The sequence below is a fragment of the Lutibacter sp. A64 genome, from assembly GCF_022429565.1.
Classification (GTDB): domain Bacteria; phylum Bacteroidota; class Bacteroidia; order Flavobacteriales; family Flavobacteriaceae; genus Lutibacter.
Map to the genome: position 1 here is coordinate 56,514 of NZ_CP092487.1, position 26,477 is coordinate 82,990.

Below are 26,477 nucleotides of genomic sequence, written 5' to 3' on the forward strand. Positions count from 1 at the left end.
TAGAATAATTAGTGAAACTACAATAAAGAATAGTGGAGCTGAAATCGAGATTGTATTTGGGGAATATTCTGAAAGGTTATAAAAAATATTTTAGTGAAAAGAATGCATAAATGGTACATTTCAAGTCAAAAACATAGTTTAAATCTATACAATTCAAAGCTCTTTAAATAATCTTCAGAAAGTACGGTAAAACCGTAATTATACAAAATTGATTTACTTTAATTTTAAGCTACTATAAATTAAACAATATTAATATGAGTGGTGGAAATAATTATGGATACGTACCAACATCAAAATCTAAATTTGAATGTGAACATGGGATTATTATAACAATCCTTTCGACTATTGATGTTGCAGTACTATCTCAACATTTGAAGGGTGATATTTTAATTGTTAAGTTGTATAATAAGTCTGTTGTTTTAGAGAACGGAAATGGAGAAATATTAGGAAGTGTTATACATGTTAATGTAAACGAATTACGTGAATGTATTGAAAGTGGAAATAATTATTCTGCTGAGATAGTTTCAATTATAGGAATTGCTTGTAAAGTGAAAATTTCAAGAGATTAGGGATGATAAATATTATTGGAGGCACTTATAAAGAAATTAATATTGATGCAAATACATATTATATATTTGGTTCTGGATTAAGGTCCGTTGCTTTTATTCTGGAAAATTCGGAAGAAGAAATAGTATTCTATACAATTGCGAATAAGGAGGCTGAATGCCATTTGAATAATTATAAAAAAGTTTATAATAAATTTAATTTCGAAATTAAACATTCAAATGATTTATTAACATTTAAATATTTTTACTCGTTAGATAATCCAGAGATTTATCCAAATCCAAATTTATTGAAAAATAAACCAACTATTAATGTTTCAAAAGATAACTTGATTTGTTTTGGAATGTTAGATGGTAATTTTCAAATTGATGCAAAAAAAGTTGTATATGACCCACAAACTTCTTTAAATCCTATTAGATTTAATGTTAACAGTAAAGCAACAGAATTAATTTATATTGTCAATTCAAATGAAGCCAAATCAATTTCAAATTGCTCAGAAATGAATGATATAGTTAACTTTTTCTTTGATGTAGAAAAGGTTAAAGCTTTAATAATTAAGAATGGACCAAGTGGGGCAAATCTGTATTTAAATAAAGAAGAATTTCATAGGATACCTGCGTATAAAACTGAGAATGTTTCTAAAATTGGTTCAGGAGATGTCTTTACTACGTCATTCGCGTATTATTGGTTTAAAAAAAATGATTTGAGTCTTAAAGAATGTGCTAAAATGGCTTCAAAAGCTACATCAATTTTTTGTAATACTGAATCATTAAAAACTTTTACCTCGGAAACTAATCCTTCTAAATTTGATGAGTTTAAATCAGAAGCTTTAGATAGTAAACAAGTATATCTTGCCGCACCAATTTTTTCACTTTCAGATGTTATACTAATTGATAAAATTAGGAGTTCATTTTTGGGTTTTGGGCTTAAAGTTTTTTCCCCCTATCATGATGTGGGTTATGGAGATGAGCAAACAATAGCTGAAAAGGATATTAAAGGTCTTGATGATTCTGATATTGTTTTTTCTGTTTTGGATGGTTTGGATTCAGGAACTTTAGTTGAATTAGGCTATGCTATGTCAAAAGGTAAAAAAATTATTGGTTATCACAGAACGGTAAATATAGATTCACTTCTTATGTTGAAATTAGCGAATATTAAATATTATAATGATTTAACAACATCTATATATCAGACAGTATGGAGTCTATAAAAAAAAGTATTCTATTATCTGGAGGAATAGACTCAATATGTTTAGCATATCACTTAAAACCAGAAGTAGCATATACAATTGATTATGGTCAAAATTCGGCAGAAAGAGAAATTTACGTTTCGAAATTGATATGTCATATTTTGAAAATCAGACATGAAGTTATTAGAGTAAATTGTAAATCTTTAGGTTCTGGAAATTTAATAAATGAAAATTCGATTGAAGAATCTCCCTCTGAAGAGTGGTGGCCATATAGAAATCAGTTACTGATAACGTTATGTTTAATGAAAGCTATAAATGATAAGGTTGGAGAAATTCATTTGGCTTCTGTAAAAAGTGACTCATTTCACAAGGACGGAACTGAGGAATTCTACAAAATGTGCAATGATTTGTCTATGTATCAGGAAGGTGGAATAAAAATAATTTCCAATACAGTAAAATATTTTAGTCATGAGTTAGCAGTACAATATAACGTTCCTAAAGAATTAATTCTATTAGCTCATTCATGTCATATGTCAAATATTGCCTGTGGTAAATGTTCTGGATGCCTGAAACAAATGAGAGTAAGGCAAGAATTAAATATTGAATAATTACTTGAAAATAATAAAAAATCTAAAGCATCTATTTTTTAGTCTAACAATTTACATTAGTTTTAATTTAAAGCTCAAACAGTTTGTATAACCAAAACAGGATAAAAATATCACACAACAAGTTGTAGATATTTGAAATATTCAAAAAAAGAAATTACATTAGAAAAAGCAAAATTATTAAAATACCAAACTTGTTCTGTTTGTACGCCTACTTCCTCAAAAATTAATTCCTTAACTAAAACCACCAAATCAACAAATACAAGAAAAAATACTACAACTTCAAAGAGAGCTGTTGCTGTGCTGTATTCTGGTAAAACAAAATTAGGAGCGAGAAGTAAAAGAAATCGAAATAACAAGTGGTAGATACTATCAGCATTAAATAATAATTGTATTTTTTAATGAAGGCTGTTTTTAAATAATTTTTAGGAGTAAAAATCTATTTATACCTTTTCACGACTTTCAATAAATAAATCACAATAATCATGAACTAACAAACCAATATGAACTGTGTTAGGTTTTTGCCCTTGCTCGTTTTTAAATTCAGCTAAGTAATTATTAATTTCCTCAGACAGTTTGTAAATATCTTTTTTCATTTTGTGAGTTTTAGTTAGTTAAAGTTAAAACAGTTTTTGGAGATAAAATTACGGTTTTACCGTACTTACAATGTCTTTATTTTTAGCATTATTTTATTTGTACTCAATTACATAAAACTTTAATTTTATTGTAGTAAGAGCATTAAAAAAAGCACTTACTATTTGCCTTTGTTCTTTCTGAAATTCGTTAACTATACTAACAACAACCAACATAGCAAGTAGCTTAATGTTTGGTCACAGTTAACAATTATGGAGAGTTTTCCCTCGATATAAAGTTACTCATTACAAGTACTTACTATCATAAAAAATTCTCTATATAAGCGTGATTGCTAAACTAAGGGGGGAAAAGCAAGAGGGTAACACGCTGCGCGATGTTACTTATTTATAGTTCTATGATTTTCAGTAAATTAAACTGTTTTTAAATTTGATTAATTCCTGAATTTGCACTAAATTTAACATTAAGGTCAGTAAAATCAAGGTTTCATTGTAACAATATCATAAAATATGGATAGTTTTAATACAATTCGGTTAAAGAAAAAAACTATAAAAAAATTCAAGGAATATTCTAAAAAATTAAGTTCAAGTTATTCGGAAACATTGGACTTTATGATTGCTTTTTTTGAAGATAATAATATATCACCTTATGATACTTTAAAGATGAGTAATGAAGCTTTTTTAAATCAAATTAATAAACGTATGGATGCCGTAGTTTCGATATTTAGAAATATTGAAGAGGCACAGCTCAAGCCAACGAAAAAAATATTGGAATCTCTATTTGAAGAAATTGAAGAAAAAAAACCTTTGTTAGTTGAAAAAACAAAGTTTATAGAACCTGTTTTAACAACCGAAAATGAGGAATTGACCTATTACAGAAATGAATACTATAAAAAGCAAACTGAAGTCAATGACCTTAAGTATAAACTCAAAGAGACTTTTGGGGAATTTAAACTTGTTAAGAATACTTTTAGTGCTAATCATTATTTATTAAAATTAACTAAAGATGAGCATACGTTATTAAAGGATATATTAGAGAGTAGTTCATAATGGGGAATCTTTTCAAACTACCGCACTCGCTTTTGGCGAGTTTGGTTCATTTTTAAACTTTTGGATTCTCATCCGCAAATACCAGCCTCTAAATCCAAAAGTTTAAAAACGGATAATTTTGAGTGATTTAGTTGATTGTTTATTTTCAAATAAGGATGCCAAAAATCAATGCTATATCCCTTTATTTATAAGGGTAGTTTCTAATAATTTTGTTCTCTTACTTATTCTTTCTTCTTTTTCTCTTCCTTTTCTCCTCCTCTTTTACCTCCAAGAATTCAAAAATTTCATTTTTTTCTTTACTCAAAACTCTTTTAAAGAAATCTATAGTTGATATCTCAAAATAATCACAGAGGTATAGTAGCTTCGTCATATGAAAGTTAGGCTTAGACTCCATTCGTCCCATATTAATTGAGACTTCGTATTTCTGAGCAAATTCTATATTCACGTCAGATTGAGACAAACCACTAATTTTTCCTTGATTCATACCTTTCTCTTTCCTTAATTCTTTGAGAACCATCTCAATGGAAGTAGTATAATATAATATATCTTTTTCATCAATCATATATCCAAATGACGGTAATAAAATAAGATTTTTCAACGACATTTGTGTCGTTGAAAAAAATATCTATATTTGATTAATCTTTCTTTTAGAAGGGTTAATTTTGCGATACTTCTTTAAATAAAATATTAGAAGCATTCGCTTTGAATCTCGCATTAGAAAACTGGTAATTTTTATGTGTACGAGAGAATAAGCAAGGATGTTCACGACCCGGGGCGTGGACTCTCTTATTTGTACACAGGGTATACCAGTACCTCTAATGCAGTAAGTTGAGTATCCACGCCTTTTTGTTTGTAGAAAAAGGGAATTCTTCTCAACCTTTTTCAAAGCTAGCTTTTCTTTATAAACTGTAAGAACTCGTATCATCAATTTAAACGCGATTTCTTATGTTACAAAGTAATTTTGAATTATTAAAAAAAGGAGACCCTTCTGCTTTGGTACACATTCATGCCAGGTATAGCAGAAGTATCTTTTGGGTGGGTAAGCAACTAATTAATGATCATTTTGTAATAGAATCCTTGGTTCAAGATACTTTTTTAAAATTATGGGTTCATAAGGACAGAATAGAATCACCTAGGCATATTTTCTATTTCTTAAGATTTGTAATGAAAAGAGAATGTATTTCATATTATAGCAAACCTAAAAATAAGTTTTCTAGGAATATACATTCGTTAGAAAATTACGACAATTACCAAGACTATATGGTGGGGTACGACCCCGTAAATGCATCTGAAAATCTGAAAGACCAGGAATCACAGCAAAAAGCCTTCAACCGAATCAAAAGTGTATTACCCCTGTTGAGTGTTGAAAGAAGGCATTTGATTGAGCTCTGTTTGAAATACGGTTTTCAATATAAAGCTATTGCCAAGGTTATGGGAAAGGGTATTACCGAAACCAGTAATGAAGTGAGACGAGCTATTGACGATGTTAAAACGATTATTAATCAAGGAAGAGCGCTTGAAACTGAACAAAAGCCCGCTGTCGAAATTAAGGTTCAAGGTATTATGACTAAGGAACAATCAGAAGTATTAAAACTCCGATGTGAAAAGAAATATTCCTTTGCTTTGATTGCCCAAACACTTAACATATCCCAAAAGGAAGTCCACAATGAGTTTATGATAGCGTATAAACTCATGCAGCAGAAACATGAGCAGCAATTAGAATCCGCTTGATATGGAAGAGTCAACACTCAAACTCACACGAAAGGTTCAACTATTAGTCGACCTCCCTACCCAAGAAGAAAGAAAGGAGGCATTGGATACCCTTTATAGGTGGCAAAACCGATGTTTTAGAGCTGCTAATCTAATTGTTTCCCATTTGTATGTACAGGAAAATATCAAGGAATTCTTTTACCTGTCAGAGGGCATAAAATATAAATTGGCTGATGAAAAAAAAGATGAATACGGAATCTTGCAACGCTCACGAATGAATACAACTTACCGCGTGGTATCAGATCGTTTTAAAGGTGAAATCCCTACAAACATATTATCTAATCTGAACAACACTTTAATCACTTCTTTTAATAAAAATCGACCTGAATACTGGAAAGGCGAACGCTCCCTTAAAAACTTTAGGAGGGATATGGCTTTTCCATTTGGTTTGGAGGGCATCAGCAGATTATCTTATAATGACGAGAAAAGAGCTTTTTGCTTCCGTTTATTTCAAATACCCTTTAAGACCTACTTAGGAAAGGATTATACCGACAAAAGAGTACTATTGGAACGCGTACTAAAAGGAGAAACCAAGCTTTGTACTTCTCACATTAAATTAAAAGATGGTAAAATTTTCTGGCTAGCGGTTTTTGAAATTAAAAAAGAAAAGCAATCCTTAAGACCAGAAGTGATAGCAGAGGCATCCTTGTCTCTTGAATATCCCATTGTAGTGAAAACCGTTAATACCCGACTTACCATTGGCACTAGGGAAGAGTTTCTATATAGAAGGTTAGCAATACAAGCAGCCGTTAAAAGGGCACAGATAGGGGCTACTTACTCTAAATCAGGCAAAGGAGTTAAAAGAAAATTAAAAGCAATGGACAGGCTTCGTAAAACGGAAAGTAATTATGTATCCCATCGTATTCACCTATACAGCAGAAAGCTAATCGATTTTTGTATAAAACAACAAGCAGGAACATTAATTCTATTAAATCAAAAAGACAAGATGGGGATTGTTAAGCAAGAGGAGTTTGTATTAAGAAACTGGAGCTATTATGAGTTAATGACCAAAATAAAATACAAGGCTGAGAAAGCAGGCATTGAAATTATTATAGATTAACCGATTCGGTTATGAGGGTGCTTGTACACCCGCAAGGTGAGGTGGATATTCACACTCACTAAATGTGAACAGCATATACAACGCGTGGGCTCTCTTATTTTTGTCGCTGAAAAAATACCAAAGTCTTCATTTATGGCAATTCCCTTTCAATACACTTCCGTAACTTTTTGAGAAGCATATTGAAAGGAAATTCTTTTTTTAAGGCTAAAAACAATTTGTTTTATGCACTCTTACTTTTTTCTTTTTGTTTAAAGCGTTCTAATAGATTACTTATATCCTCACTAATTTTTGTTTCTACAACCCTAGCATATATTTGAGTTGTGGATAATTTAGTATGTCCTAATAGTTTAGATACTGTTTCTATGGGTACACCATTAGATAACATAACTGTTGTTGCAAAAGTGTGTCTAGCTACGTGAAATGAAATATTTTTATGAATACCACAATCTTTTATAATTTCCTTCAAATAAGCATTGGTCTTTTGATTGGAACTTATGGGTAACAAATTTGTTTTAACATCCAGTTCCTCCTTAGCTTTATACTTTTCTAATATAGCCCAAGCTTTTGGGAGTATGGGTATTTTTACTTGTTCGTCTGTTTTTTCTCGTTTGGTGTAAATCCAATTAGTATTATCTAACCCTTTTACAATATTATTTTCTGTGAGTTCTTTTACGTCTATATATGAAAGTCCAGTATAACAAGAGAACACAAAACAATCTTTTATTTTTTGTAAGCGGTTACTTGTAAATTCTGTAGTTTCTAACAGCTTTAATTCTCTTTCATTCAAATATGCTCTATCATATTTATCATATTTTAGTTGAAATTGACTAAATGGGTTTTTGTTCATCCATTCTAGTTTTATAGCTAGGTTTATCATTTTTTTGAAACGCTCCAAATGTTTCATAACTCCATTATTGGATAGCATCAATTGTTTTTTTGAATCTTTATAGGTTCTTAGGAAGTGTTCAAAGTCTGTAATGAATCTAAAATTCAATTGTTTTAAATAGATGTCCTTTACTCTTTTTTTCTTCCATAAAAATTTCTGTAAGTACCTTTCTGTGGTATAATAATTTTTCATTGTTCCTGCTTTCAGAACGTGAATCATATTGCCATTGTGGTACGCAATTAATTCTTTTAAGGTTTTACTTTCATCGTCTTCTCCCAAGTATCGAGACTTAATGGCATCGGATGTGACTACTTTGTCCTTTTCAATGAGTTCTTTGTGACACTGGAGTAGTTTGTTATATACTTGGGCTAAATAAGCGTTTAAAACCCGTATGTTTTCTGAATTGCCTCGACCTCTGTTTTTTGAAGAATCCCACCCATTTTGGGAAACACTTCTTTTTACACTCATTTCTGAACGCCTACCGTTTACTGTAATACGTACATAAATGGATAATTGATTAGGATTGCTTCTTGATTTTCTTGTGAAGAAAATAACCGTGAATGTGCTTTTTGTTTTCATTTTAAATGACTTTAGTTAAACATTAATTTGTAAAGACGAAAGTCAAATTATGTCTTAAAGTTCTTTAAAGTTAGCACATTTTCAGTAAACAATTGCACACCGATTTGCACACCTTTTTAATGAGTTTAGTTACCTTTATTTGGCATCAAATAAAATGTGTAAAAACAAAAAACACTGATAATCATACGATTAACAGTGTTTTGATTTGACCTATTACTAGGTTCGTCGGGGTGGCAGGATTCGAACCTGCGGCCTCCACGTCCCAAACGTGGCGCGATAACCGGGCTACGCTACACCCCGAATAAAAAACTATATATTTTAAGTTTTTTTAAATCTAAACTTTTTAGTTTGTAATTAAAATTTTCTGTTTTTATTACGTCCTAATCAATTTCGACTGCAAATATAAAACTAAAAATATATATTACAAGTTTTTATTCAAAAATAAGTTGATAAGGTCTCTTAATTGCATCTTCTAATTCAAAAATACTTATATTTCTACTTCTTCTTATAGTTTCTTTCCCTTCAAAAAAAACTAAGATAGTTGGTTCTACAAAGGCACTAAATTTTGCAGCAATTTTAGCATTGTTATTTAAGTCAATAGAAATAAATTTAATTTTAGGAAATGTAGAAGTAATTAAATTTTGAACTTTTGGTTCTAATGCTTCTCCAACACTACATGAGTTAGTTGAAAAATATAGGAGTACTGCATTATTAGCTTCTAAAAATGTTGAAAGTTTTTCATTTGAATTATTAAGGTTATTAGTTATCATATTTTGTAAGAATATAATTTTTACAAATATAGGGCTTAATTTAATTTAAAAAGTGATGCATGATACACTGGTTTTTATTAATTTTTGGATTAAATTTAATGACTAAATTTAAAATTTAAATAAACTATTAATTATAATTATGTTTTCATTATTAAAAATTATAAACAAAGGTGTTTATTTTGATAATAATGCTATAAATTTGTTTTTATAAAATAATAAAAATATAAAGATGTCTGATACAATTGAAAGAATAAAATGCTTAATTATAGGATCTGGTCCTGCGGGGTATACTGCTGCAATTTATGCAGCTCGTGCAGATTTAAAGCCAGTTATGTACACAGGAATGCAAATGGGAGGACAGTTAACTACAACTACAGAGGTAGATAACTTTCCTGGATATCCAAACGGAACTGATGGTACAGTTTTAATGGAAGATTTAAAAAAACAAGCTGAACGTTTTGGAACCGAAGTTCGTTTTGGAATGGTTACAAAAGTAGATCTTAGTAAGGAAGAAGGAGGTATTCATAAGGTTACTATTGATGATTCTGTAGTAATTGAAGCAAATTCTGTTATAATTTCTACTGGAGCAACTGCAAAATACTTAGGATTAGAAAGTGAACAACGTTTAATAGGTGGTGGTGTTTCTGCGTGTGCAACTTGTGATGGTTTCTTTTATAAAGGACAAGATGTTATTGTTGTTGGAGCTGGAGATACTGCAGCAGAAGAAGCTACTTATTTAGCTAATATTTGTAATAAAGTTACAATTTTAGTAAGAAAAGATTATATGAGAGCCTCTAAAGCAATGCAACATAGAGTTGATAAAACACCTAATATTGAAGTTAAATTTAATACGGAAATTGATGAAGTTTTAGGAAGTAACGTTGTTGAAGGTGTAAGAGCTGTAAATAATAAAACTGGTGAAAAAGAAGTAATTGATGTTACAGGTGTGTTTATTGCTATTGGTCATAAACCGAATACTGATATATTTAAAGGAGTTTTAGATATGGATGAAACAGGTTATTTAATAACTAAAGGAAAATCTACTAAAACAAATTTACCAGGAGTTTTTGCTGCCGGAGATGTACAAGATAAAGAATATAGACAAGCAGTTACTGCTGCTGGTACTGGTTGTATGGCGGCATTAGATACTGAACGTTATTTAGGTTCTTTAGAGTAAATACTTAATTTATAAAACACTAAGGAGGTTGTCTTAAAATTAGATTTTAGGTCAACCTCTTTTTTATTAAATTGTATCTTGTTATATGCAATCGTTTTCGTTAATTAATTTCCAGAATATCTGTATTACTTGTAATAAGTAATTAATTTTGTACAATAAAATTAAATGTAATGGGATTATTTTCGAACAGTTATTTTGTATTATTTTTGATTATAGTAATTGGGTTTATTATAGGTCGAATTAAAGTTAAGGGGATTTCATTAGATGTATCCGCTGTTATTTTTGTAGCATTGGTATTTGGCCATTATGGTATGCAAATTCCTAAAGATTTTCAATATTTAGGTTTGGTACTTTTTATATTTACTATTGGAATACAAGCAGGACCAAGTTTTTTTGAATCTTTTAAAAAGAACGGGCGCGAACTAGCATTATTATCTGCTATTCTTATAGGAAGCTCTGGTTTAATAGCATTTATAGTCTTTTATTTTTTAGGTATTGATAAAAACTTAGTTATTGGTTTGTTAAATGGAGCTTTAACAAGTACACCCGGATTAGCAGCTGCTATTGATACAACTGGATCGCCATTAGCCTCTATTGGTTATGGTATTGGTTATCCTTTTGGGGTTATAGGTGTTATTCTTTTTGTAAGCTTTTTACCTCGTATTTTAAGAGTTAATCTAAAAGAAGAAGAGGAAAAATATAATAGAGAATTATCAGCTGGTTTTCCAGAAATTAATAGAAAACATTTTATTGTTGAAAACGATAATGTAATAGGTAAAACATATGGTGAGTTAAATATTAGATTTATGACCAAAGCTGTTATATCTAGAATAGTGCACAATAATGTTGTAATTGCACCAGAACCTGAAATTGTTTTTCATAGAGGTGATGTTGTAAAAGCTGTTGGAACTGCTGAAGCCTTAGAACGTGTTAAACTTTTAATTGGTTCTGAAACACAACAAGAAATACCACCTTTGGATACTAATTTTGATATCCGGTCTATTTTGGTAACAAATAAAGACGTTGTTAAAAAAACATTAGGACAATTAAACTTATTGGAAACCTACCATGCAACAGTTACTCGTATTAGAAGGTCAGGTATTAATATTTCTCCTAGCCCTTCTACTAAATTACAATTTGGAGATAAACTTATTGTGGTTTGCCATAAAACAAATATGAGACATGTAAGTCGTATTTTTGGAGATGATACTTCAAAACTATCAAATACAGATTTTTTACCAATAGGAGTAGGTATTATTTTAGGTATTTTAGTTGGTAAGTTAAGTATAAATTTTAATTCATTCTCTTTCAGTTTAGGTTTAACTGGTGGGATTTTACTAGTTGCACTTATATTAGGTAGAACAGGTAAAACTGGACCAGTAATGTGGACTATGACAGGAGCAGCAAATCAATTATTACGGCAGTTTGGATTGCTATTCTTTTTAGCAGCCGTTGGTACAAGCGCAGGTTCAAGTATGGTAGCTACGTTTCAAGAATTTGGTTTAGAGTTGTTTGCATATGGTATATTAATAACATTAGTACCTATGATTATTACAACTGTTATTGCTACAACATTTTTTAAATTAAATATGCTTACTTTATTAGGTACATTAACAGGAAGTATGACAAGTACACCTGGGTTGGCTGCGGTAGATAATTTAGTAGATACAGACGCACCTTCAGTAGCTTATGCAACAGTATATCCTATTGCAATGGTATTACTAATTATAGTTGTTCAAATATTAAGTTTACTGTAGTTTAGAATAATTTGTAAACTTTAAATTAAAAGCCCACTCAATAAATTTTTATTGAGTGGGCTTTTGCTTTTTAATAAACTTAAGTTTTATAGTACTTATTTTTTATGAAGAGAAGCTTTGTCAAAAAACTCAGTTAATGTAATTTTAGGATTTGAATATAGATAAACTTCTGCAGAATTTTTTGCACGTATATCTATGTCTTTTTTAGCATTAACATAAGTTTTAGATGCATTTGTAGCATTTACTAAAATGGCATCAGCTTTAAAATCTTTTCCTTTAAAAGAAGTGTTTCCTAAAGTTTCAATTTCAAAAGTACTAGCAGAACCTTCAATATCCATAGAAGCTTTGTCTAGTAAAGTGAAAAATGCTTCTGTTGACGCAAAATTACCTTTTATATCAGACGATTCTAGCGCATTAACCATAATAGATTTACTTGAAATCTCAAGATTTAAATCGCTCGATTTGCTACTGTTTAAACGTACTATGTTTGAGCTAAGTTTTAAATCAACATTAGAGTTGTCAAAAGTATTTACAGTTAAAGTGTCAATAGCTAAAGAAGTTTTAGATGTAATTTTAGATTTATTATAACTGTTAATCTCTTTTAATTGTTTATTTACATGGATATGAACTGCTAATTCTTTTTTTCTAACAATCTTATCGTTTAATTTAATGCTAAGTAAACCGTTAGAAACTTGAGTTAAAACAGCATCTTGTAAATTAGAGTCTGTTTCTACTTTTACAGATTGTACATCGTTGTAAGTAAGATAAACATCGAGATTGTCAATAACTTCAATTCTATTAAAGTCAGAGATATCTCTGTTTTGTGTTATAACATCTTTATTTCCTTTTAATTTTTCTTGTGAATTAACTGTTAATGTTAATAGACATAATAATAGTGCAATTTTCTTTGATAACTTCATATTGTTTTTGTTACAAAATTAATAAAATATTTTTTATAGAATTGTTTGCTTATTTAAAAATGAATGCTAAATTTGTGCCATAAATGAAACAAAATACATTAAATAACAATTGGTGGTGGAACTCTCTTAGTAATTAAGCGAGAAGCACTCTATTATATTTAATTAACAATATATAACAAAAAGGACTTATCTCGCGATAAGTCCTTTTTTATTTTAAAAATATGCAAGAATTAAAGTTTACAACAATTTCAAAAAAACAGTTAGCAGATACAGTAACACCTGTTGGTTTATACTCAAAAATTAGAGATAAATATGCTAATAGTTTATTATTAGAAGGTTCAGATTATCATACCAAAGAAGATAGTTACACATTTATCTGCGCCGAACCAATAATTACTTTAAAAGCAGATAAAAATAATTTTACGTACAATTATAAAAATGAAGAGACGGTTGTTAAAGAAATTAATCGCGATTTTTATTCAATTTTTGAAACTTATAAAAGTACCGTAAATGTTGATTGTAATGAAAATGTAAAGTCTTTCAATGGTTTTTACGGGTATATGTCTTATAATTCAATTCAATATTTTGAAACTATAAAATTAAATGCCAAAAAAGCAGCTTCAGAAATTCCAGATTTACAATTCAGTTTTTTTCGTTTTATTATAGCAATTAATCATTTTAAAGATGAGTTAACATTAATAGAAAATGTTGAAGATGGTGAAGAATCTAGAATGCACGAAATTGAAACTTTAATAAATGCACGTACTTTTGGGCTATATAACTTTAAAGTTGAAGGAAAAGAGTCATCAAACTGTACAGATGAATATTTTAAAAATAATGTAGCCAAGGCAAAAGAACATTGTAAACGTGGAGATGTTTTTCAATTGGTACTATCTCGTCAATTTCAACAATCTTTTTCGGGTGATGAATTTAATGTTTATAGGGCATTACGTTCTATTAATCCTTCACCATATTTATTTTATTTCGATTATGGAAGTTTTAAATTAATGGGGTCTTCTCCAGAAGCACAAATTAAAATAGATAATGGAAGTGCTGTTATCAATCCAATTGCCGGTACTTTTAGAAGAACTGGAGATATGAAAAAAGATGTTTTATTAGGCGAAAAATTATCTAAAGATAAAAAAGAGACTGCAGAACACGTAATGTTAGTAGATTTGGCACGAAACGATTTAAGTAAACATGCCAGTAATGTTTTTGTTGATGTTTTTAAAGAAGTACAATATTTTAGTCACGTTATCCATTTAGTTTCTAGAGTTGAAGGAAAACCAAAAGGAAAAGCCATTAAAATTGTTGGAGATACTTTTCCTGCAGGAACTTTAAGTGGAGCTCCAAAATATAAAGCGATGGAATTGATAGATACTTATGAAAATCAAACCCGAGGTTTTTATGGTGGAGCAGTTGGTTTTATCGGGTTAGATGATACTGTAAATCTAGCCATAGCAATCCGCTCTTTTGTTAGTAAAAATAATACGTTATTTTATCAAGCAGGTGCTGGAATTGTAATGAAATCTACAGAAGAAGGTGAATTACAAGAAGTAAATAACAAATTAGCAGCTTTAAAAAAGGCATTAATTTTAGCAGAAAATATATAACATTAAAAGATTGAAAACTTAAAGATTTAATAATTTTTAAATCGTTCAATCATTCAATTTTTAAATAAAATATGAAAATATTAATAATAGATAATTACGATTCATTCACCTATAATTTGGTGCATATGGTTCAAGATATTACAGGTACATATCCAGCTGTTTTTAGAAACGATAAAATTTCAATTGAAGCTATAAACGAGTACGATTTAATTTTTTTATCGCCAGGGCCAGGTATTCCAGACGAAGCAGGAATTTTAAAAGAAGCAATAAAAACATATGCTGGGAAAAAACCAATTTTTGGTGTATGTCTAGGGTTACAAGCAATAACAGAAGTTTTTGGAGGGAGTTTAGAAAATTTAGATTCTGTTTTTCATGGAGTAGCAACTACAATGAAAGTGACAGATGCAAATGCACAGATTTATAAAGATGTTCCTACTGAATTTGAAGCTGCAAGATACCATTCGTGGATTGCTTCAAAAACCGATTTTCCAGAAGAATTAAAAATTACATCTGTAGATGAATTTGGTGATATTATGAGTATTCAACACAAAGAATATGCTATAAGTGCAGTTCAATTTCACCCAGAATCTATTTTAACATCAATTGGAGAACAATTAGTAAGAAATTTTATTGATGCTAATAAATAATGAAAATGGTCACTGAATATGGAAGTAAACTAAATTGAAATAGCATTTAGTTTAAATTTCAAATTCATAAAAAATATAAAATGAAAAAAATACTAAATAAATTATTTGAGCAACAACAATTAACTAAAGCTGAAGCTAAAGAAGTACTTATTCAAATGGCAAATGAGCAGTACAATGCGTCTCAAATGGCATCTTTTTTAACAGTCTATTTAATGCGTCCAATTTCAGTAAAAGAATTGGCAGGTTTTAGAGAAGCTTTATTAGAATTGGCTATAAAAATAGATTTATCAGAATTTAATACCATAGATTTATGTGGAACAGGTGGAGATGGTAAAAACACATTTAATATTTCAACATTAACCTCTTTTATTGTTGCAGGAACTGGAAATAAAGTCGCAAAACACGGTAATTATGGCGTTTCTTCGGTAAGTGGTTCTTCTAATATGTTAGAATATTTAGGCTATAAATTTACTAATAATGAAGATGAATTAAAAAGACAAATAGATAAGGCCAATATTTGTTTTTTACACGCTCCGTTATTTCACCCAGCAATGAAAGCTGTTGGACCAATTAGAAGAGAATTAGGTGTGAAAACATTTTTTAATATGCTGGGACCATTGGTAAATCCTAGTAGACCACAAAATCAATTAGTAGGAGTTTTTAATTTAGAAGTAGCTAGAATTTATAATTATTTATTGCAAGAAACTTCTCAAAATTATGGAATTGTATTTAGTTTAGATGGTTATGATGAAGTTTCATTAACTAGTAATTTTAAACTTTTAACAAAAGGAAATGAGCAGTTAATTGCTCCACAAGATCTAGGCTTAAAGCGTTTAGAGCAGTCAGAAATTTTTGGAGGAGATTCTGTTGAAGAAGCTGCAAAAATATTTATTTCAATTCTAGATGGAAAAGGTACAGAAGCTCAAAATAATGTTGTTTTAGCAAATGCAGCTTACGCCTTAAAAACGTTTGATGCTAGTAAATCTTTTGAAACAGCTTTTGAAGAAGCTAAAGATTCTTTATTAGGATTAAAGGCAAAAGAAAGCTTGACTAAATTAATTAGGGGTTAATAATTAGTATTTTACAAGTCATGCTGAACTGGTTTCAGCATCACATTAAAATGAGAAATAAAATTAAGCAATGTTTACATTCTAACAAATAAATATAGAGCAACATTTTATATAGCTCTAACAGTAATTTAAATAAAATAATTATTGAGTATTTCGAAGGGAAAGGATCAAAGTTTACTTCTAAATATAATATTAAAGATTTAATTTATATTGAAGAGTATTCAGATATAAATGAAGCAATAAAAAGAGAAAAACAATTATAAAACTGGCATAACGATTGGAAGGTGAATATAATTAAGGAGAAAAATCCAAACTTAAAAACCTTAGAATTGTGATGCGACCCTAAAACAAGTTCAGGGTGACGAAATAAAATTATTAAGAGTAAAATGACAATACTAGATAAAATAATAGCACATAAAAAGCAAGAAGTAGCTTTATTAAGAAAAGAAGTTCAAATAGAGAAATTAGTAAAAAGTCCTAATTTTCAGCGTACACCATTGTCTTTAAAAAAGAGTTTATTAAGCGTTGGTTCAACAGGTATAATTGCAGAGTTTAAACGTCAATCTCCTTCAAAAGGTATTATTAACGATAAGGCCACAATTGAAGAAGTAACCAACGGATATTTAGATGCTAAAGTAGCGGCGCAATCAATTTTAACCGATACAGAATTTTTTGGTGGTAATATTTTAGATCTTATAAAAGCACGTTCTATACAAGAAACAACTCCAATTTTAAGAAAAGATTTTATTGTTGATGGTTTTCAAATTGTTGAAGCAAAAGCAATAGGAGCAGATGTAATTTTGTTAATTGCAGCTTATTTAACTAAAGAAGAACTTAAAAATTATGGGAAACTAGCCGAAGATTTAGGCTTAGATGTTTTGTATGAAGTGCATAGTCAAGAAGATTTAGATAAGATTGATTTAGACAATAAAATTATAGGTGTCAACAACAGAAACCTTAAAACTTTTGAGGTAGATTTGGAACATTCTATCAAGTTGGCAAGTCAAATACCAGACACTTGTATAAAAGTTTCTGAAAGTGGGTTGAACGATCCAAGAGTTATAACAGGATTAAAAGAATATGGGTTTCAAGGATTTTTAATTGGTGAAAATTTTATGAAAACTGAAAATCCAGGCGAATCTTGTAAAGAGTTTATTGATCAAATAGGATAGAGATGAAAATTAAAGTATGTGGAATGCGAGATGCCGAAAATATTTCGGAATTGATACAATTAAAACCAGATTATTTGGGTTTTATATTTTATGGTAAATCGAAGCGTTTTGTAACTAATTTTCCGAAGCTAGAAATTCCTTCAACTATAAAAAAAGTAGGTGTTTTTGTAAATGAAACTGTTGACAATATTATAGAAATAGTTGAAGAAAATAAACTGGATGCTGTTCAATTACACGGAAATGAAAGTCCAGAATATATTGAAGAACTTAAAGTTTTATTGATTAAAAAAGTTGAAATTTTCAAAGCTTTTTCAGTAGATGATAATTTTGATTTCTCTAAAACTGAACCTTATCAAAAAGTATGTGATTATTTACTTTTTGATACAAAAGGAAAAGATTACGGAGGAAATGGAGTAAAATTTAATTGGCAAGTTTTAGACAATTACAAAGGAAATTTACCTTATTTATTAAGTGGTGGAATTTCTAAAAAAGATGCACAAGCATTATTGTTATTTCTTAGTAAACAGGAAGCTGAAAAATGTATAGGAGTTGATATAAATAGTGGTTTTGAAATTGAACCAGCATTAAAAAATATAAATGACATTAAAGAATTTAAACAAAATTTAAAATGAATTATTTTGTAGATGAAAATGGGTATTACGGACAGTTTGGTGGAGCATACATTCCAGAGATGTTATATCCAAATGTAGAAGAATTACGTCAGAATTACTTAAAAATAATGCAAGAAGCTTCTTTTAAAAAAGAGTTTGATGCATTATTGAAAGAATATGTTGGACGACCAACTCCCTTGTATTTTGCCAAAAGATTATCAGAAAAATATAAAACAAAAATATATTTAAAACGTGAAGATTTATGCCATACAGGAGCTCATAAAGTAAATAATACTATTGGGCAAATTTTAATGGCAAAACGTTTAGGTAAAAACCGAATTATTGCCGAAACAGGGGCAGGGCAACATGGAGTTGCAACAGCAACAGTTTGTGCACTAATGGGCTTAGAATGTATTGTGTATATGGGAGAAATAGACATTGCACGTCAGGCTCCAAATGTAGCACGTATGAAAATGTTAGGTGCAACAGTTGTACCAGCATTATCGGGTAGTAGAACTTTAAAAGATGCAACAAACGAGGCTATTAGAGATTGGATTAATAACCCGGTAGATACACATTATATTATTGGTTCTGTAGTTGGTCCACATCCTTATCCAGATATGGTAGCGCGTTTTCAATCTGTTATTTCTGAAGAAATGAAATGGCAATTAAAAGAAAAAGAAGGAAAAGAAAATCCGGATTATGTTATTGCTTGTGTTGGTGGTGGAAGTAATGCTGCAGGAGCTTTTTATTATTATTTAGATGAAGAACAAGTAAAATTAATAGCTGTTGAAGCAGCTGGTTTAGGAGTTGATTCTGGAGAAAGTGCTGCAACTAGTGTTTTAGGAAATGAAGGTGTTATTCACGGAAGTAAAACATTATTAATGCAAACGGAAGATGGTCAAATTACTGAGCCTTATTCAATTTCAGCAGGGTTAGATTATCCTGGAGTTGGACCCTTACACGCACATTTATGTGAAAGTAAAAGAGCAGAGTTTGTTTCAATTACAGACGATGAAGCAATGCAAGCTGGTTTAGAATTATGCGAATTAGAAGGAATTATTCCTGCAATTGAAAGTTCACATGCATTGGCTGTTTTTGCCCAAAAAGAGTTTAAAAAAGACGATGTTGTAATATTGAATTTATCGGGTAGAGGAGATAAGGATTTAGATACCTATATTAAATATTTTAAGTTTTAAAATTAGATGTGAGAATCTAGATTTTAGTATTGAGAATTGAACAATTATTGAAAATCTCATTACTTAATACTCACTACTTAATACTAAATAAAATGAACAGAATTAATAAAAAAATACAAGAAGATAAAAAATTATTATCTATATACTTTACAGCAGGTTATCCTAAATTAAATGATACAGTTGAAGTTATTGAGAGCTTAGAAAAAAGTGGTGTAGATTTTATTGAAATTGGTTTACCTTTTAGTGATCCTTTGGCAGATGGACCAACCATACAAGCCAGTTCTACAAAGGCTTTAGAAAATGGAATGACTACAAAAGTATTGTTTAATCAGTTAAAAGATATTAGAAAAACAGTTTCAATTCCTTTACTTATTATGGGTTATTTTAATCCTATAATGCAGTATGGAGTTGAAGCATTTTGTAAAAAATGTGCAGAAATTGGTATTGATGGATTAATAATTCCAGATTTGCCAGTACACGATTACAATAAAAATTATAAAGCTATTTTTGAAACATATGGTTTAATTAATGTGTTTTTAATTACACCTCAAACTTCAGATGAGCGTATTAAATTTATTGATAATATTTCCAGTGGATTTATTTATATGGTAAGTTCAGCGGGTGTAACTGGAGCTAAAAATAGTTTTGGAAATACACAGCAAACATATTTTGAAAGAATAGCAGCAATGAATTTAAAAGCACCACAAGTAATAGGATTTGGAATTTCTAACGCTGAAACGTTTAAAATGGCAACTTCAAAAGCTAAAGGGGCAATTATTGGATCTGCATTTGTAAATTATATTACTAAAAATGGAGTAGCAGAAATACCAAAATTTATTGCTGAAATACGATAAAAAAAAGAGCTTGAAATTTAAAATTTCAAGCTCTTTTTTATTTTTATAAGTACAAAATTAAAGAATTTCAAACTCAAAGATTACAATAGCATTTCTTGGAATTGTTCCATCATAAGAACCGTTTTCACCATATGCTAAACTTGGAGGTATAATAAGTGTACCTTTACCACCTTCTTTAAAAAGTGAAATTCCTTCAGAAAAACCTGGAATTGTATTTTGAAGGTAAAAATAACTACCAGAATCACTACTTTGATCAAATATAGTTCCGTTTGTTAAAGTTCCTGTATATTTAATTGTTACTGCAGAGTTTTCTGTAATACTATTTCCATCACCTAAGGTTTCAACAATATAATATAAACCAGAATCTGTGCGTTCAGCTTCTAAATCATTTTCTAAAAGATATTCTAATATATCATCTTCATTTTGGGCATTTATTACAGAAGCTATTTCAATATTAAAAATTAATACTGCACCACCTGGAATTATATCTGAAGCTCCTGAATCTCCAAAAGCTAAGCTTGGTGGAATTAAAATGGTACCTTTAGAACCTTCATTAAAATAAGTAAGTCCTTCTGAAAATCCTGGAATAGTGTATAAAAGATCTAAAGAAACTTCTTCATCATTCGTAGATTCAAATTGGGTTCCATCTAAAAGGTAACCTTCATATTTTAAGGTAACATAAGAATCTGTATTTGGTTTATCTCCAGTACCTTCTTCATCTATAATATAGTATACACCTGAAGTTGTTTTTTGTGCGTTTAAGTTATTGCTGTCTAGATATCGAATAATATCTGCATCTGTTTGATTAAGATTAATTGTAGAAGAATCATCATCATTACAAGAAATAAATGATACTAATACTAATAGTGTAATAAAATACTTCATAATTATTTTTTTAATTTTTAGTCTGCAAATATAGTACTAATTGGAAGAATTTAAAGTTAATTCTTATGATGTTTTTTTATTTTAACCACGTTATATAAAAAACTCTTTATATTGTAAAACTCGGAAGTCAAATGTATTGAAACTAGGATTTTTCTTTTTTAAGAGTTTATATGTTGGATTACTTCCAACAGCTCTATTTGCTGCTCCAGATGGAGCTGTAAGTGAAACACTTTTAATGATTCTTTTTTTTAATTGAAATTGATGAATTCTTGGCGTTTCAAAATTAATAGGAGTTAATTCAATATTTAAATTTTTTAGTAATTTGCGTAAATGATATTCTGGACCGTTTTTACTATTGCCACCAGTTAAAAGTAATGTGTCTATTTTTGGTGATTTTTGTAAATAAAAAATTAAGTTTCTTAATTTGACTTGTTGCATACCTATATCAGACGCTTCTATTTTTTTACGTATACAGGATTCAACAATATCACAAATACCAATATTATTTGCTTCCAAAAAACTTTTTCGTTGTTGAATGGCAAATTCAGTAGTTTCAAATTTTAAATTTAAGTTAAAAATTTTATTTAAAATTTTCCATAGTTGTCCATCAATACTTCCATAACAAAAATCAACATCTCCTTTTTTTAAAATTCCATTAGAAAATCTTGGAGGCGGTAAGGTGCCAACAATTAATTTTGTGGCATTTTTAGGTATAAAAGGTTGGTATGGATGTTTGTGTATAAAGTTCAAAAAAGTGAAATTATATTTTTTTCTTTAATGTGATTAAAATAACACCATTGGAGCCTCGTACACCATAAATAGCCGTTTCAGGTCCTTTTAAAACAGAAATTTTATCAACAAATTGAGGAGAAATATTATCAATACTTGAAACAGGAGTTCCATTAACAACAAATAAAGGAGCCGTACTTCCATTAAAAGATGTGGTTCCTCTAATAAGAATTGTATTATCAGATTGAACTCTTACACCTGGTACTTTTGCTCGTATCATTTCAAAAACATCTTTGTATTCAAAAGTATCACTATCTCTTTTTTCAACAACTTTTGGAGTTGCAGAAGGACTGTAATTATTGTAAATAAAATCAATTTTTTTTTGCCCTTTATAATCAATTTCAATAATTCCTCTTGAATATGAAAAAGCCTTAATTTTTTTAGTATCAGAATTGACTTTTAATTTATAAGATCCATAATTATTAATGGTTGCTTTAGTTTTAACTTCATCTGTAAAAAAGACCGCATCTTTAATTATATTTCCATTTGAATCTTTAATATAACCTGATATTTTAGTTTTCTTTACTTTAGTTTGACTAAAAATAGGAGTAGAGTATATTGCAAAAACTAACAGAATTGTTATTATTTTTAAAGGGTTTTTCATAATTTTTTAATTAATGATTTTAGCATAATAATACACAGTAAATTTAATAAATTATATCAAATATGGTACCAATAATAAATTATAATCTGTTTCAGTTTTAAGTGAGAATTGCTATATAATAATAAAATTCACTATAAAATCTACAAATAAATAAATACTACTTAAATTTGTTTACTAATTTATGGAAATGTTAGGTAAAATAAATAGATTTATTAAAAGTTTTAGTTTTTTAAAAGCATTTGTATTAGCTTTTTCAATGCTTATTCCAATACTAATCTCAAATGCAGTTTTAGGTGATATTACAGTTGGGTTTAGTATAGCTTTAGGTGTTTTGTTTTGCTCTCCAACCGATGTTCCTGGAAGTTTAAGACATAAGTTTTATGGGATTTTAATAGCTGTATTTTTATCGTTTTGCTTTACTTTTTTATTTGGTTTAATTGGTCAAACTAACTGGATAATAATTCCAGTTTTAGGAATTGCTGTTTTCTTAGTATCCTATCTTTCAGTTTTTGGTTTTAGAGCTTCACTTATATCATTTTCAGGTTTAATGTCAATTATATTAAGTTTTGCTTATGATGGAACTAAAATTTCTTTAATTAATCACGCTTTATTAGTTGCATCGGGTGGTATTTGGTATTTAATTTTATCAATGTCGGCTTCATTGCTGCTTCCAAAAATACAAACAGATCAATTATTTGTAAGTTTAATTGAAAAAACAGCTGCTTTTTTAAAAGTTAGAGGATCATTGTTAGTATGTAAAACAAATAGAGATGAATTGTATCACAAACTATTTAAATTACAGACTGAAATAAATGAAGATCACGAATCTATAAGAGAAATTATTTTAAGTAAACGAACTAATTCTGGATTTTCACATAGAACAAGAAGACAGCAATTATTATTTTCAGAATTAATGGATATTTTAGAATTAGCAGTTTCTAATCCTGTTAATTATGAAGAATTTGATAAGGTTTTTAAAAAACATACAGAAAAAATAGAAACTTTTAAAGAGCTTACTTTTGAACTTGCAGATCAGTTAGAACACATTTCAAAGGTAATTAGAAAAGAAGAAAAATTAAAACCGAATACGAAAATCCCAGAAATTTTAAAAGATATTCAAAGAAATATAGATTATTATACTATTTTAGTTGGGTTGCCAAAAGCTAGAGTAGGGAGTTTAATGTTGATAAATCTTAAACACTATCAAGAAAAGCAAATACAAAGCCTTATTGGTATAGAGCGTATATTAGGAAATTATATTTCTAATAATAAAATTATAGATATTAAAGATGCTAATAGATTTATAACACCTCAAGATTACGACTTTAAAAAGCTTATAGAAAATTTTAGTTTTAAATCTCCAATTTTTAAACATTCTTTACGCCTTTCAATAATTGTTATTATTGGTTTTTTAGTAGGAAGTTTTTTTTCAATGCAAAACCCATATTGGATTTTAATTACAATTGTGGTAATTATGCGCCCAAGTTATGGGTTAACAAGAGAGCGTTCTATACAGCGGGTTATTGGTACTTTAATTGGCGCAGCAATAGCAACCGCTATAATTTTTATCACTCAAAATACGGTAGTTTACAGCGTAATAGCAATATCGTCTTTGCTATTGGCATTTTCAATAATTCAATCTAATTATAGAAATGCAGCAATTTTTATTACACTAGAGGTTGTTTTTGTATATGCAATTATAGATCCGAATGTTTTATCGGTTATAAAGTTTAGAATTATAGATACGTTAATTGGTGCTACTTTGGCATTTTTAGCAAATTATTTTTTATTACCTGCTTGGCAATTTCAAAGTATTCAAGAGTCTTTTAAAGAAGCTATTGAGGCAAATTGTGCTTTTTTAAAACAAATTGATATTTTTTATCATAAAAAAGGAGAGGTTCCAACGGTTTATAAATTGTCTAGAAAAGAGGCTTTTTTAGCCATTGGAAATTTAAATGCAGCTTTTCAACGCATGAGTCAAGATCCTAAATCTAAGCAAAAGGAATATGCGGTTATTTATAAATTAATTACTTTAAATAATACATTTTTATCTTCGTTAACAGCTTTGGGTATGTTTATTAGAAATAATAAAACTACTATAGTTCCTGTTCACTTTGAAGTAATTGTAAGTCATATTATAACCAGGTTAAAACTTGCAGTAGCCCTTTTAGATGATAAAGAAAGACTTATAGATATAGAACGTTCTGAAGTTGAAATTGCTCAAAAAAAGTATGAAGCTTATTTTAAGAATTTATCTAAGCAAAGTGATAAAGAGCTAGAAGAAGGGTTAGAGATCTCTAAAGAAATGCGTGCTCAATTAAAAGAAACTCAGTTAGTTTCTGAACAGATAAATTGGTTATTTAACTTGTCAGAAAAATTAATTAGTTCTATTAAAAAAATTAAAGCTAATAGAGAAAATAAGGTGTAAAAAAATTAAAAAACTATTTTACACGTTCTCCTCCAATAAAAGTTTCTTCAACTTGTATGTACGGAATTTTTTCAGCTGTAACAGTCATAATATCTTTGTTTAGAATGATGAAATCTGCCATTTTACCTATTTCAATACTTCCTTTTTCCATTTCTTCAAAATTAGAATAAGCTGCCCAAATTGTCATTCCTTTTAATGTTTCTTCACGCGTTAAAGCATTTTCCATTTGAAAACCATTTTCTGGGTAATTGTTTAAATCTTTTCGTGCAACAGCAGCATAAAAAGTTAAAAAAGGGCTCACTTTTTCAACAGGAAAATCGGTTCCTAGAGCTACTTTTCCGTAGGTGTTCAATAAATCTTTAAACGCATAAGCTCCTTTAATTCTATCAGCTCCAATTCTGTCTTCTGCCCAATACATATCAGATGTTGCGTGTGTTGGTTGTACAGATGGTAAAATATTATTAAAGTAGCTAAAGTCTGATTTATCAATAATTTGTGCATGTTCAATTCTCCAACGTCTATCTTTTTTACCTTTTAAAACTTTTTTATAGGTTTTTAACATTACAAAATTTGCAGAATCGCCAATTGCATGTGTATTCATTTGAAAATCTGATGCAGCAATTTTTTCAGCGTAACGTCCTAAATCTTCTAAAGGAGTAACTAATGCTCCAAAATGATTGTGTTTATCGCTATAAGATTGTTTCATAGCCGCGCCGCGAGAACCCAAAGCACCATCAGCATATACTTTAAATGAACGCACATTTAAACGGTCTGTTTTTAATATGCCTTTTTTTGTAAAATAATCTATATTAGCATTACTAGCAGACACCATTGCATAGATTCTCATTTTAAGTTCTCCAGTTTGTTGTAAACTATCAATTATTTCAATAGTTTCTTTCGACAGTCCGGCATCGTCTACAGTTGTTAATCCTAAATCAATACAGATTTTTTCAGCATCTTTTAATGCTTTTACAATTTCTTTTTTTGAAGGTTTTGGAATTATGGCTTCAATTAATTCCATTGGACCATCAATAAAGACACCCGTTAATTTTCCATTTTCTTTTAGAATATAACCACCTTCAGCTTTTGTATTTACAGTAACACCTGCTAGATCTATTGCAGCCTGATTTGCCAATAATGCATGACCATCAATTCTTGATATAGCAACTGGTGTTTTTGGAAATAATTCATCTAATTTTTCTTTTGTTGGAAATTCTTTAGTTTCCCAATCATTTTGATCCCAACCGCGACCAGTTATAAAAGAAACGTTATTTTTCTTTTGAAATTGGGAAATTTTAGATAAAACTTCTTCAAAATTTTTTGTTCCAGATACATCAACTTTTTGTTGTTGTAAGCCTAGACCTAAAAAATGGCAATGAGCATCTATAAAACCAGGTAAAATGGTTTTTCCTTTTACATCATTTATAAAGGTTGGCGCATATTTAACTTGTATTTCAAGTGTTGATCCAACGTCTACAATTTTGCCCTTATTTATGGCAAAAGCTTCAGCTTTATCAAAATTTTGATTAACTGTATAAATGTTTGCATTAATAATAATGCTATCTATTGCTTCTTTTTTTTCACAAGAAGAAATTAGAATACTTAAAATTAAAATGGCCAGCTTTTTCATAATGTAGGTTTTATAGTTGTTAAAACTACATAAAAAAGCTAGAACAATAGATAATTTA

27 protein-coding genes and 1 tRNA gene are annotated in these 26,477 nt (G+C 29.2%); 18 read left to right on the forward strand and 10 right to left on the reverse strand.

From position 1 onward, the window contains the following. The first annotated feature begins 254 nt into the window (after positions 1-254). The 4 genes from MKD41_RS00280 to MKD41_RS00295 all read left to right on the forward strand — a co-directional run bounded on the left by MKD41_RS00280 (position 255) and on the right by MKD41_RS00295 (position 2,724). Positions 255-569, forward strand: coding sequence for a hypothetical protein (locus MKD41_RS00280; RefSeq protein WP_240243454.1), 315 nt, complete (start codon positions 255-257; stop codon positions 567-569). A gap of 2 nt (positions 570-571) precedes the next feature. Continuing rightward, entirely contained in the window at positions 572-1,774 is a 1,203-nt protein-coding gene (locus MKD41_RS00285; RefSeq protein WP_240243455.1) for a PfkB family carbohydrate kinase, read from the forward strand. Beyond that, positions 1,762-2,361, forward strand: coding sequence for a 7-cyano-7-deazaguanine synthase (locus MKD41_RS00290; protein ID WP_240243456.1), 600 nt, complete (start codon positions 1,762-1,764; stop codon positions 2,359-2,361). Before MKD41_RS00285 ends, MKD41_RS00290 begins: the two co-directional genes overlap by 13 nt. 132 nt (positions 2,362-2,493) lie before the next feature. After that, entirely contained in the window at positions 2,494-2,724 is a 231-nt protein-coding gene (locus tag MKD41_RS00295) for a hypothetical protein (protein ID WP_240243457.1), read from the forward strand. Between the two features lie 77 nt (positions 2,725-2,801). Here MKD41_RS00295 and MKD41_RS00300 read toward each other — a convergent pair whose 3' ends face one another. Then, positions 2,802-2,954, reverse strand: coding sequence for a hypothetical protein (locus MKD41_RS00300; protein WP_240243458.1), 153 nt, complete (start codon positions 2,952-2,954; stop codon positions 2,802-2,804). A gap of 504 nt (positions 2,955-3,458) precedes the next feature. Here MKD41_RS00300 and MKD41_RS00305 point away from each other — a divergent pair. Beyond that, positions 3,459-3,998 carry a BfmA/BtgA family mobilization protein gene (locus tag MKD41_RS00305; protein ID WP_240243459.1) on the forward strand — a complete coding sequence of 180 codons (540 nt, stop codon included), beginning with the start codon at positions 3,459-3,461 and terminating at the stop codon, positions 3,996-3,998. A 217-nt stretch (positions 3,999-4,215) separates the two neighbouring features. On the opposite strand, the gene MKD41_RS00310 is transcribed toward MKD41_RS00305, so the two are convergent. Further along, the gene (locus tag MKD41_RS00310; protein ID WP_240243460.1) at positions 4,216-4,602 is read right to left on the reverse strand and encodes a hypothetical protein; all 387 of its coding nucleotides are present in this window, start codon (positions 4,600-4,602) and stop codon (positions 4,216-4,218) included. A gap of 341 nt (positions 4,603-4,943) precedes the next feature. Here MKD41_RS00310 and MKD41_RS00315 point away from each other — a divergent pair, with 341 nt between their 5' ends. Next, entirely contained in the window at positions 4,944-5,729 is a 786-nt protein-coding gene (locus MKD41_RS00315) for an RNA polymerase sigma factor (protein ID WP_240243461.1), read from the forward strand. A gap of 1 nt (position 5,730) precedes the next feature. Continuing rightward, positions 5,731-6,828, forward strand: coding sequence for a hypothetical protein (locus MKD41_RS00320; protein WP_240243462.1), 1,098 nt, complete (start codon positions 5,731-5,733; stop codon positions 6,826-6,828). A 220-nt stretch (positions 6,829-7,048) separates the two neighbouring features. Here the strand turns inward: MKD41_RS00320 and MKD41_RS00325 are convergent, their stop codons facing one another. The 3 genes from MKD41_RS00325 to MKD41_RS00335 all read right to left on the reverse strand — a co-directional run bounded on the left by MKD41_RS00325 (position 7,049) and on the right by MKD41_RS00335 (position 9,063). Then, the gene (locus MKD41_RS00325; protein ID WP_240243463.1) at positions 7,049-8,293 is read right to left on the reverse strand and encodes a site-specific integrase; all 1,245 of its coding nucleotides are present in this window, start codon (positions 8,291-8,293) and stop codon (positions 7,049-7,051) included. Between the two features lie 225 nt (positions 8,294-8,518). After that, positions 8,519-8,593 (reverse strand) — tRNA-Pro (locus MKD41_RS00330). A gap of 131 nt (positions 8,594-8,724) precedes the next feature. Continuing rightward, positions 8,725-9,063, reverse strand: coding sequence for a thioredoxin family protein (locus tag MKD41_RS00335; protein ID WP_240243464.1), 339 nt, complete (start codon positions 9,061-9,063; stop codon positions 8,725-8,727). A gap of 229 nt (positions 9,064-9,292) precedes the next feature. Here MKD41_RS00335 and trxB point away from each other — a divergent pair, with 229 nt between their 5' ends. Both trxB and MKD41_RS00345 read left to right on the forward strand, forming a co-directional pair. Further along, entirely contained in the window at positions 9,293-10,240 is a 948-nt protein-coding gene (trxB, locus tag MKD41_RS00340) for a thioredoxin-disulfide reductase (RefSeq protein ID WP_240243465.1), read from the forward strand. Between the two features lie 170 nt (positions 10,241-10,410). Beyond that, a complete protein-coding gene (locus tag MKD41_RS00345) occupies positions 10,411-11,997 on the forward strand; it encodes an aspartate:alanine exchanger family transporter (protein WP_240243466.1) in 1,587 nt (528 codons plus the stop codon). A 95-nt stretch (positions 11,998-12,092) separates the two neighbouring features. Here MKD41_RS00345 and MKD41_RS00350 read toward each other — a convergent pair whose 3' ends face one another. Continuing rightward, positions 12,093-12,917 carry a GIN domain-containing protein gene (locus tag MKD41_RS00350; protein WP_240243467.1) on the reverse strand — a complete coding sequence of 275 codons (825 nt, stop codon included), beginning with the start codon at positions 12,915-12,917 and terminating at the stop codon, positions 12,093-12,095. A gap of 221 nt (positions 12,918-13,138) precedes the next feature. Between MKD41_RS00350 and MKD41_RS00355 the strand changes: the two genes are divergently transcribed. The 8 genes from MKD41_RS00355 to trpA all read left to right on the forward strand — a co-directional run bounded on the left by MKD41_RS00355 (position 13,139) and on the right by trpA (position 20,083). Then, a complete protein-coding gene (locus MKD41_RS00355) occupies positions 13,139-14,530 on the forward strand; it encodes an anthranilate synthase component I family protein (RefSeq protein WP_240243468.1) in 1,392 nt (463 codons plus the stop codon). 71 nt (positions 14,531-14,601) lie between these two features. Continuing rightward, positions 14,602-15,177 (forward strand): anthranilate synthase component II, encoded by a 576-nt coding sequence (locus MKD41_RS00360; RefSeq protein ID WP_240243469.1) that lies wholly within the window; start codon positions 14,602-14,604, stop codon positions 15,175-15,177. Between the two features lie 80 nt (positions 15,178-15,257). Further along, complete coding sequence (trpD, locus tag MKD41_RS00365; protein ID WP_240243470.1) at positions 15,258-16,247, forward strand: anthranilate phosphoribosyltransferase; 990 nt, start codon at positions 15,258-15,260, stop codon at positions 16,245-16,247. Positions 16,248-16,390: 143 nt separating this feature from the next. Then, a complete protein-coding gene (locus tag MKD41_RS16415) occupies positions 16,391-16,510 on the forward strand; it encodes a hypothetical protein (protein WP_371824300.1) in 120 nt (39 codons plus the stop codon). A gap of 123 nt (positions 16,511-16,633) precedes the next feature. Next, positions 16,634-17,419, forward strand: a complete 786-nt coding sequence (trpC, locus tag MKD41_RS00370; protein WP_240243471.1) for an indole-3-glycerol phosphate synthase TrpC — start codon at positions 16,634-16,636, stop codon at positions 17,417-17,419. A gap of 2 nt (positions 17,420-17,421) precedes the next feature. Then, complete coding sequence (locus MKD41_RS00375; RefSeq protein WP_240243472.1) at positions 17,422-18,051, forward strand: phosphoribosylanthranilate isomerase; 630 nt, start codon at positions 17,422-17,424, stop codon at positions 18,049-18,051. Next, a complete protein-coding gene (gene trpB / locus MKD41_RS00380) occupies positions 18,048-19,229 on the forward strand; it encodes a tryptophan synthase subunit beta (RefSeq protein WP_240243473.1) in 1,182 nt (393 codons plus the stop codon). The genes MKD41_RS00375 and trpB overlap by 4 nt, the downstream gene beginning before the upstream one ends. A gap of 92 nt (positions 19,230-19,321) precedes the next feature. Further along, positions 19,322-20,083: a tryptophan synthase subunit alpha gene (trpA, locus tag MKD41_RS00385; protein WP_240243474.1), complete on the forward strand. Its 762-nt coding sequence runs from the start codon at positions 19,322-19,324 to the stop codon at positions 20,081-20,083. A 57-nt stretch (positions 20,084-20,140) separates the two neighbouring features. Here the strand turns inward: trpA and MKD41_RS00390 are convergent, their stop codons facing one another. The 3 genes from MKD41_RS00390 to MKD41_RS00400 form a co-directional block, all read right to left on the reverse strand. After that, on the reverse strand, positions 20,141-20,968 hold the full coding sequence (locus MKD41_RS00390; RefSeq protein WP_240243475.1) for an FKBP-type peptidyl-prolyl cis-trans isomerase: 828 nt from the start codon (positions 20,966-20,968) through the stop codon (positions 20,141-20,143). A 90-nt stretch (positions 20,969-21,058) separates the two neighbouring features. Next, entirely contained in the window at positions 21,059-21,718 is a 660-nt protein-coding gene (locus MKD41_RS00395; RefSeq protein ID WP_240243476.1) for a uracil-DNA glycosylase family protein, read from the reverse strand. A 10-nt stretch (positions 21,719-21,728) separates the two neighbouring features. Beyond that, positions 21,729-22,361: a TonB-dependent receptor plug domain-containing protein gene (locus MKD41_RS00400; RefSeq protein WP_240243477.1), complete on the reverse strand. Its 633-nt coding sequence runs from the start codon at positions 22,359-22,361 to the stop codon at positions 21,729-21,731. A gap of 181 nt (positions 22,362-22,542) precedes the next feature. Here MKD41_RS00400 and MKD41_RS00405 point away from each other — a divergent pair, with 181 nt between their 5' ends. Next, a complete protein-coding gene (locus MKD41_RS00405) occupies positions 22,543-24,789 on the forward strand; it encodes an FUSC family protein (RefSeq protein ID WP_240243478.1) in 2,247 nt (748 codons plus the stop codon). Between the two features lie 13 nt (positions 24,790-24,802). On the opposite strand, the gene MKD41_RS00410 is transcribed toward MKD41_RS00405, so the two are convergent. Further along, positions 24,803-26,419 carry an amidohydrolase gene (locus MKD41_RS00410; protein ID WP_240243479.1) on the reverse strand — a complete coding sequence of 539 codons (1,617 nt, stop codon included), beginning with the start codon at positions 26,417-26,419 and terminating at the stop codon, positions 24,803-24,805. Positions 26,420-26,477: the final 58 nt, after the last annotated feature.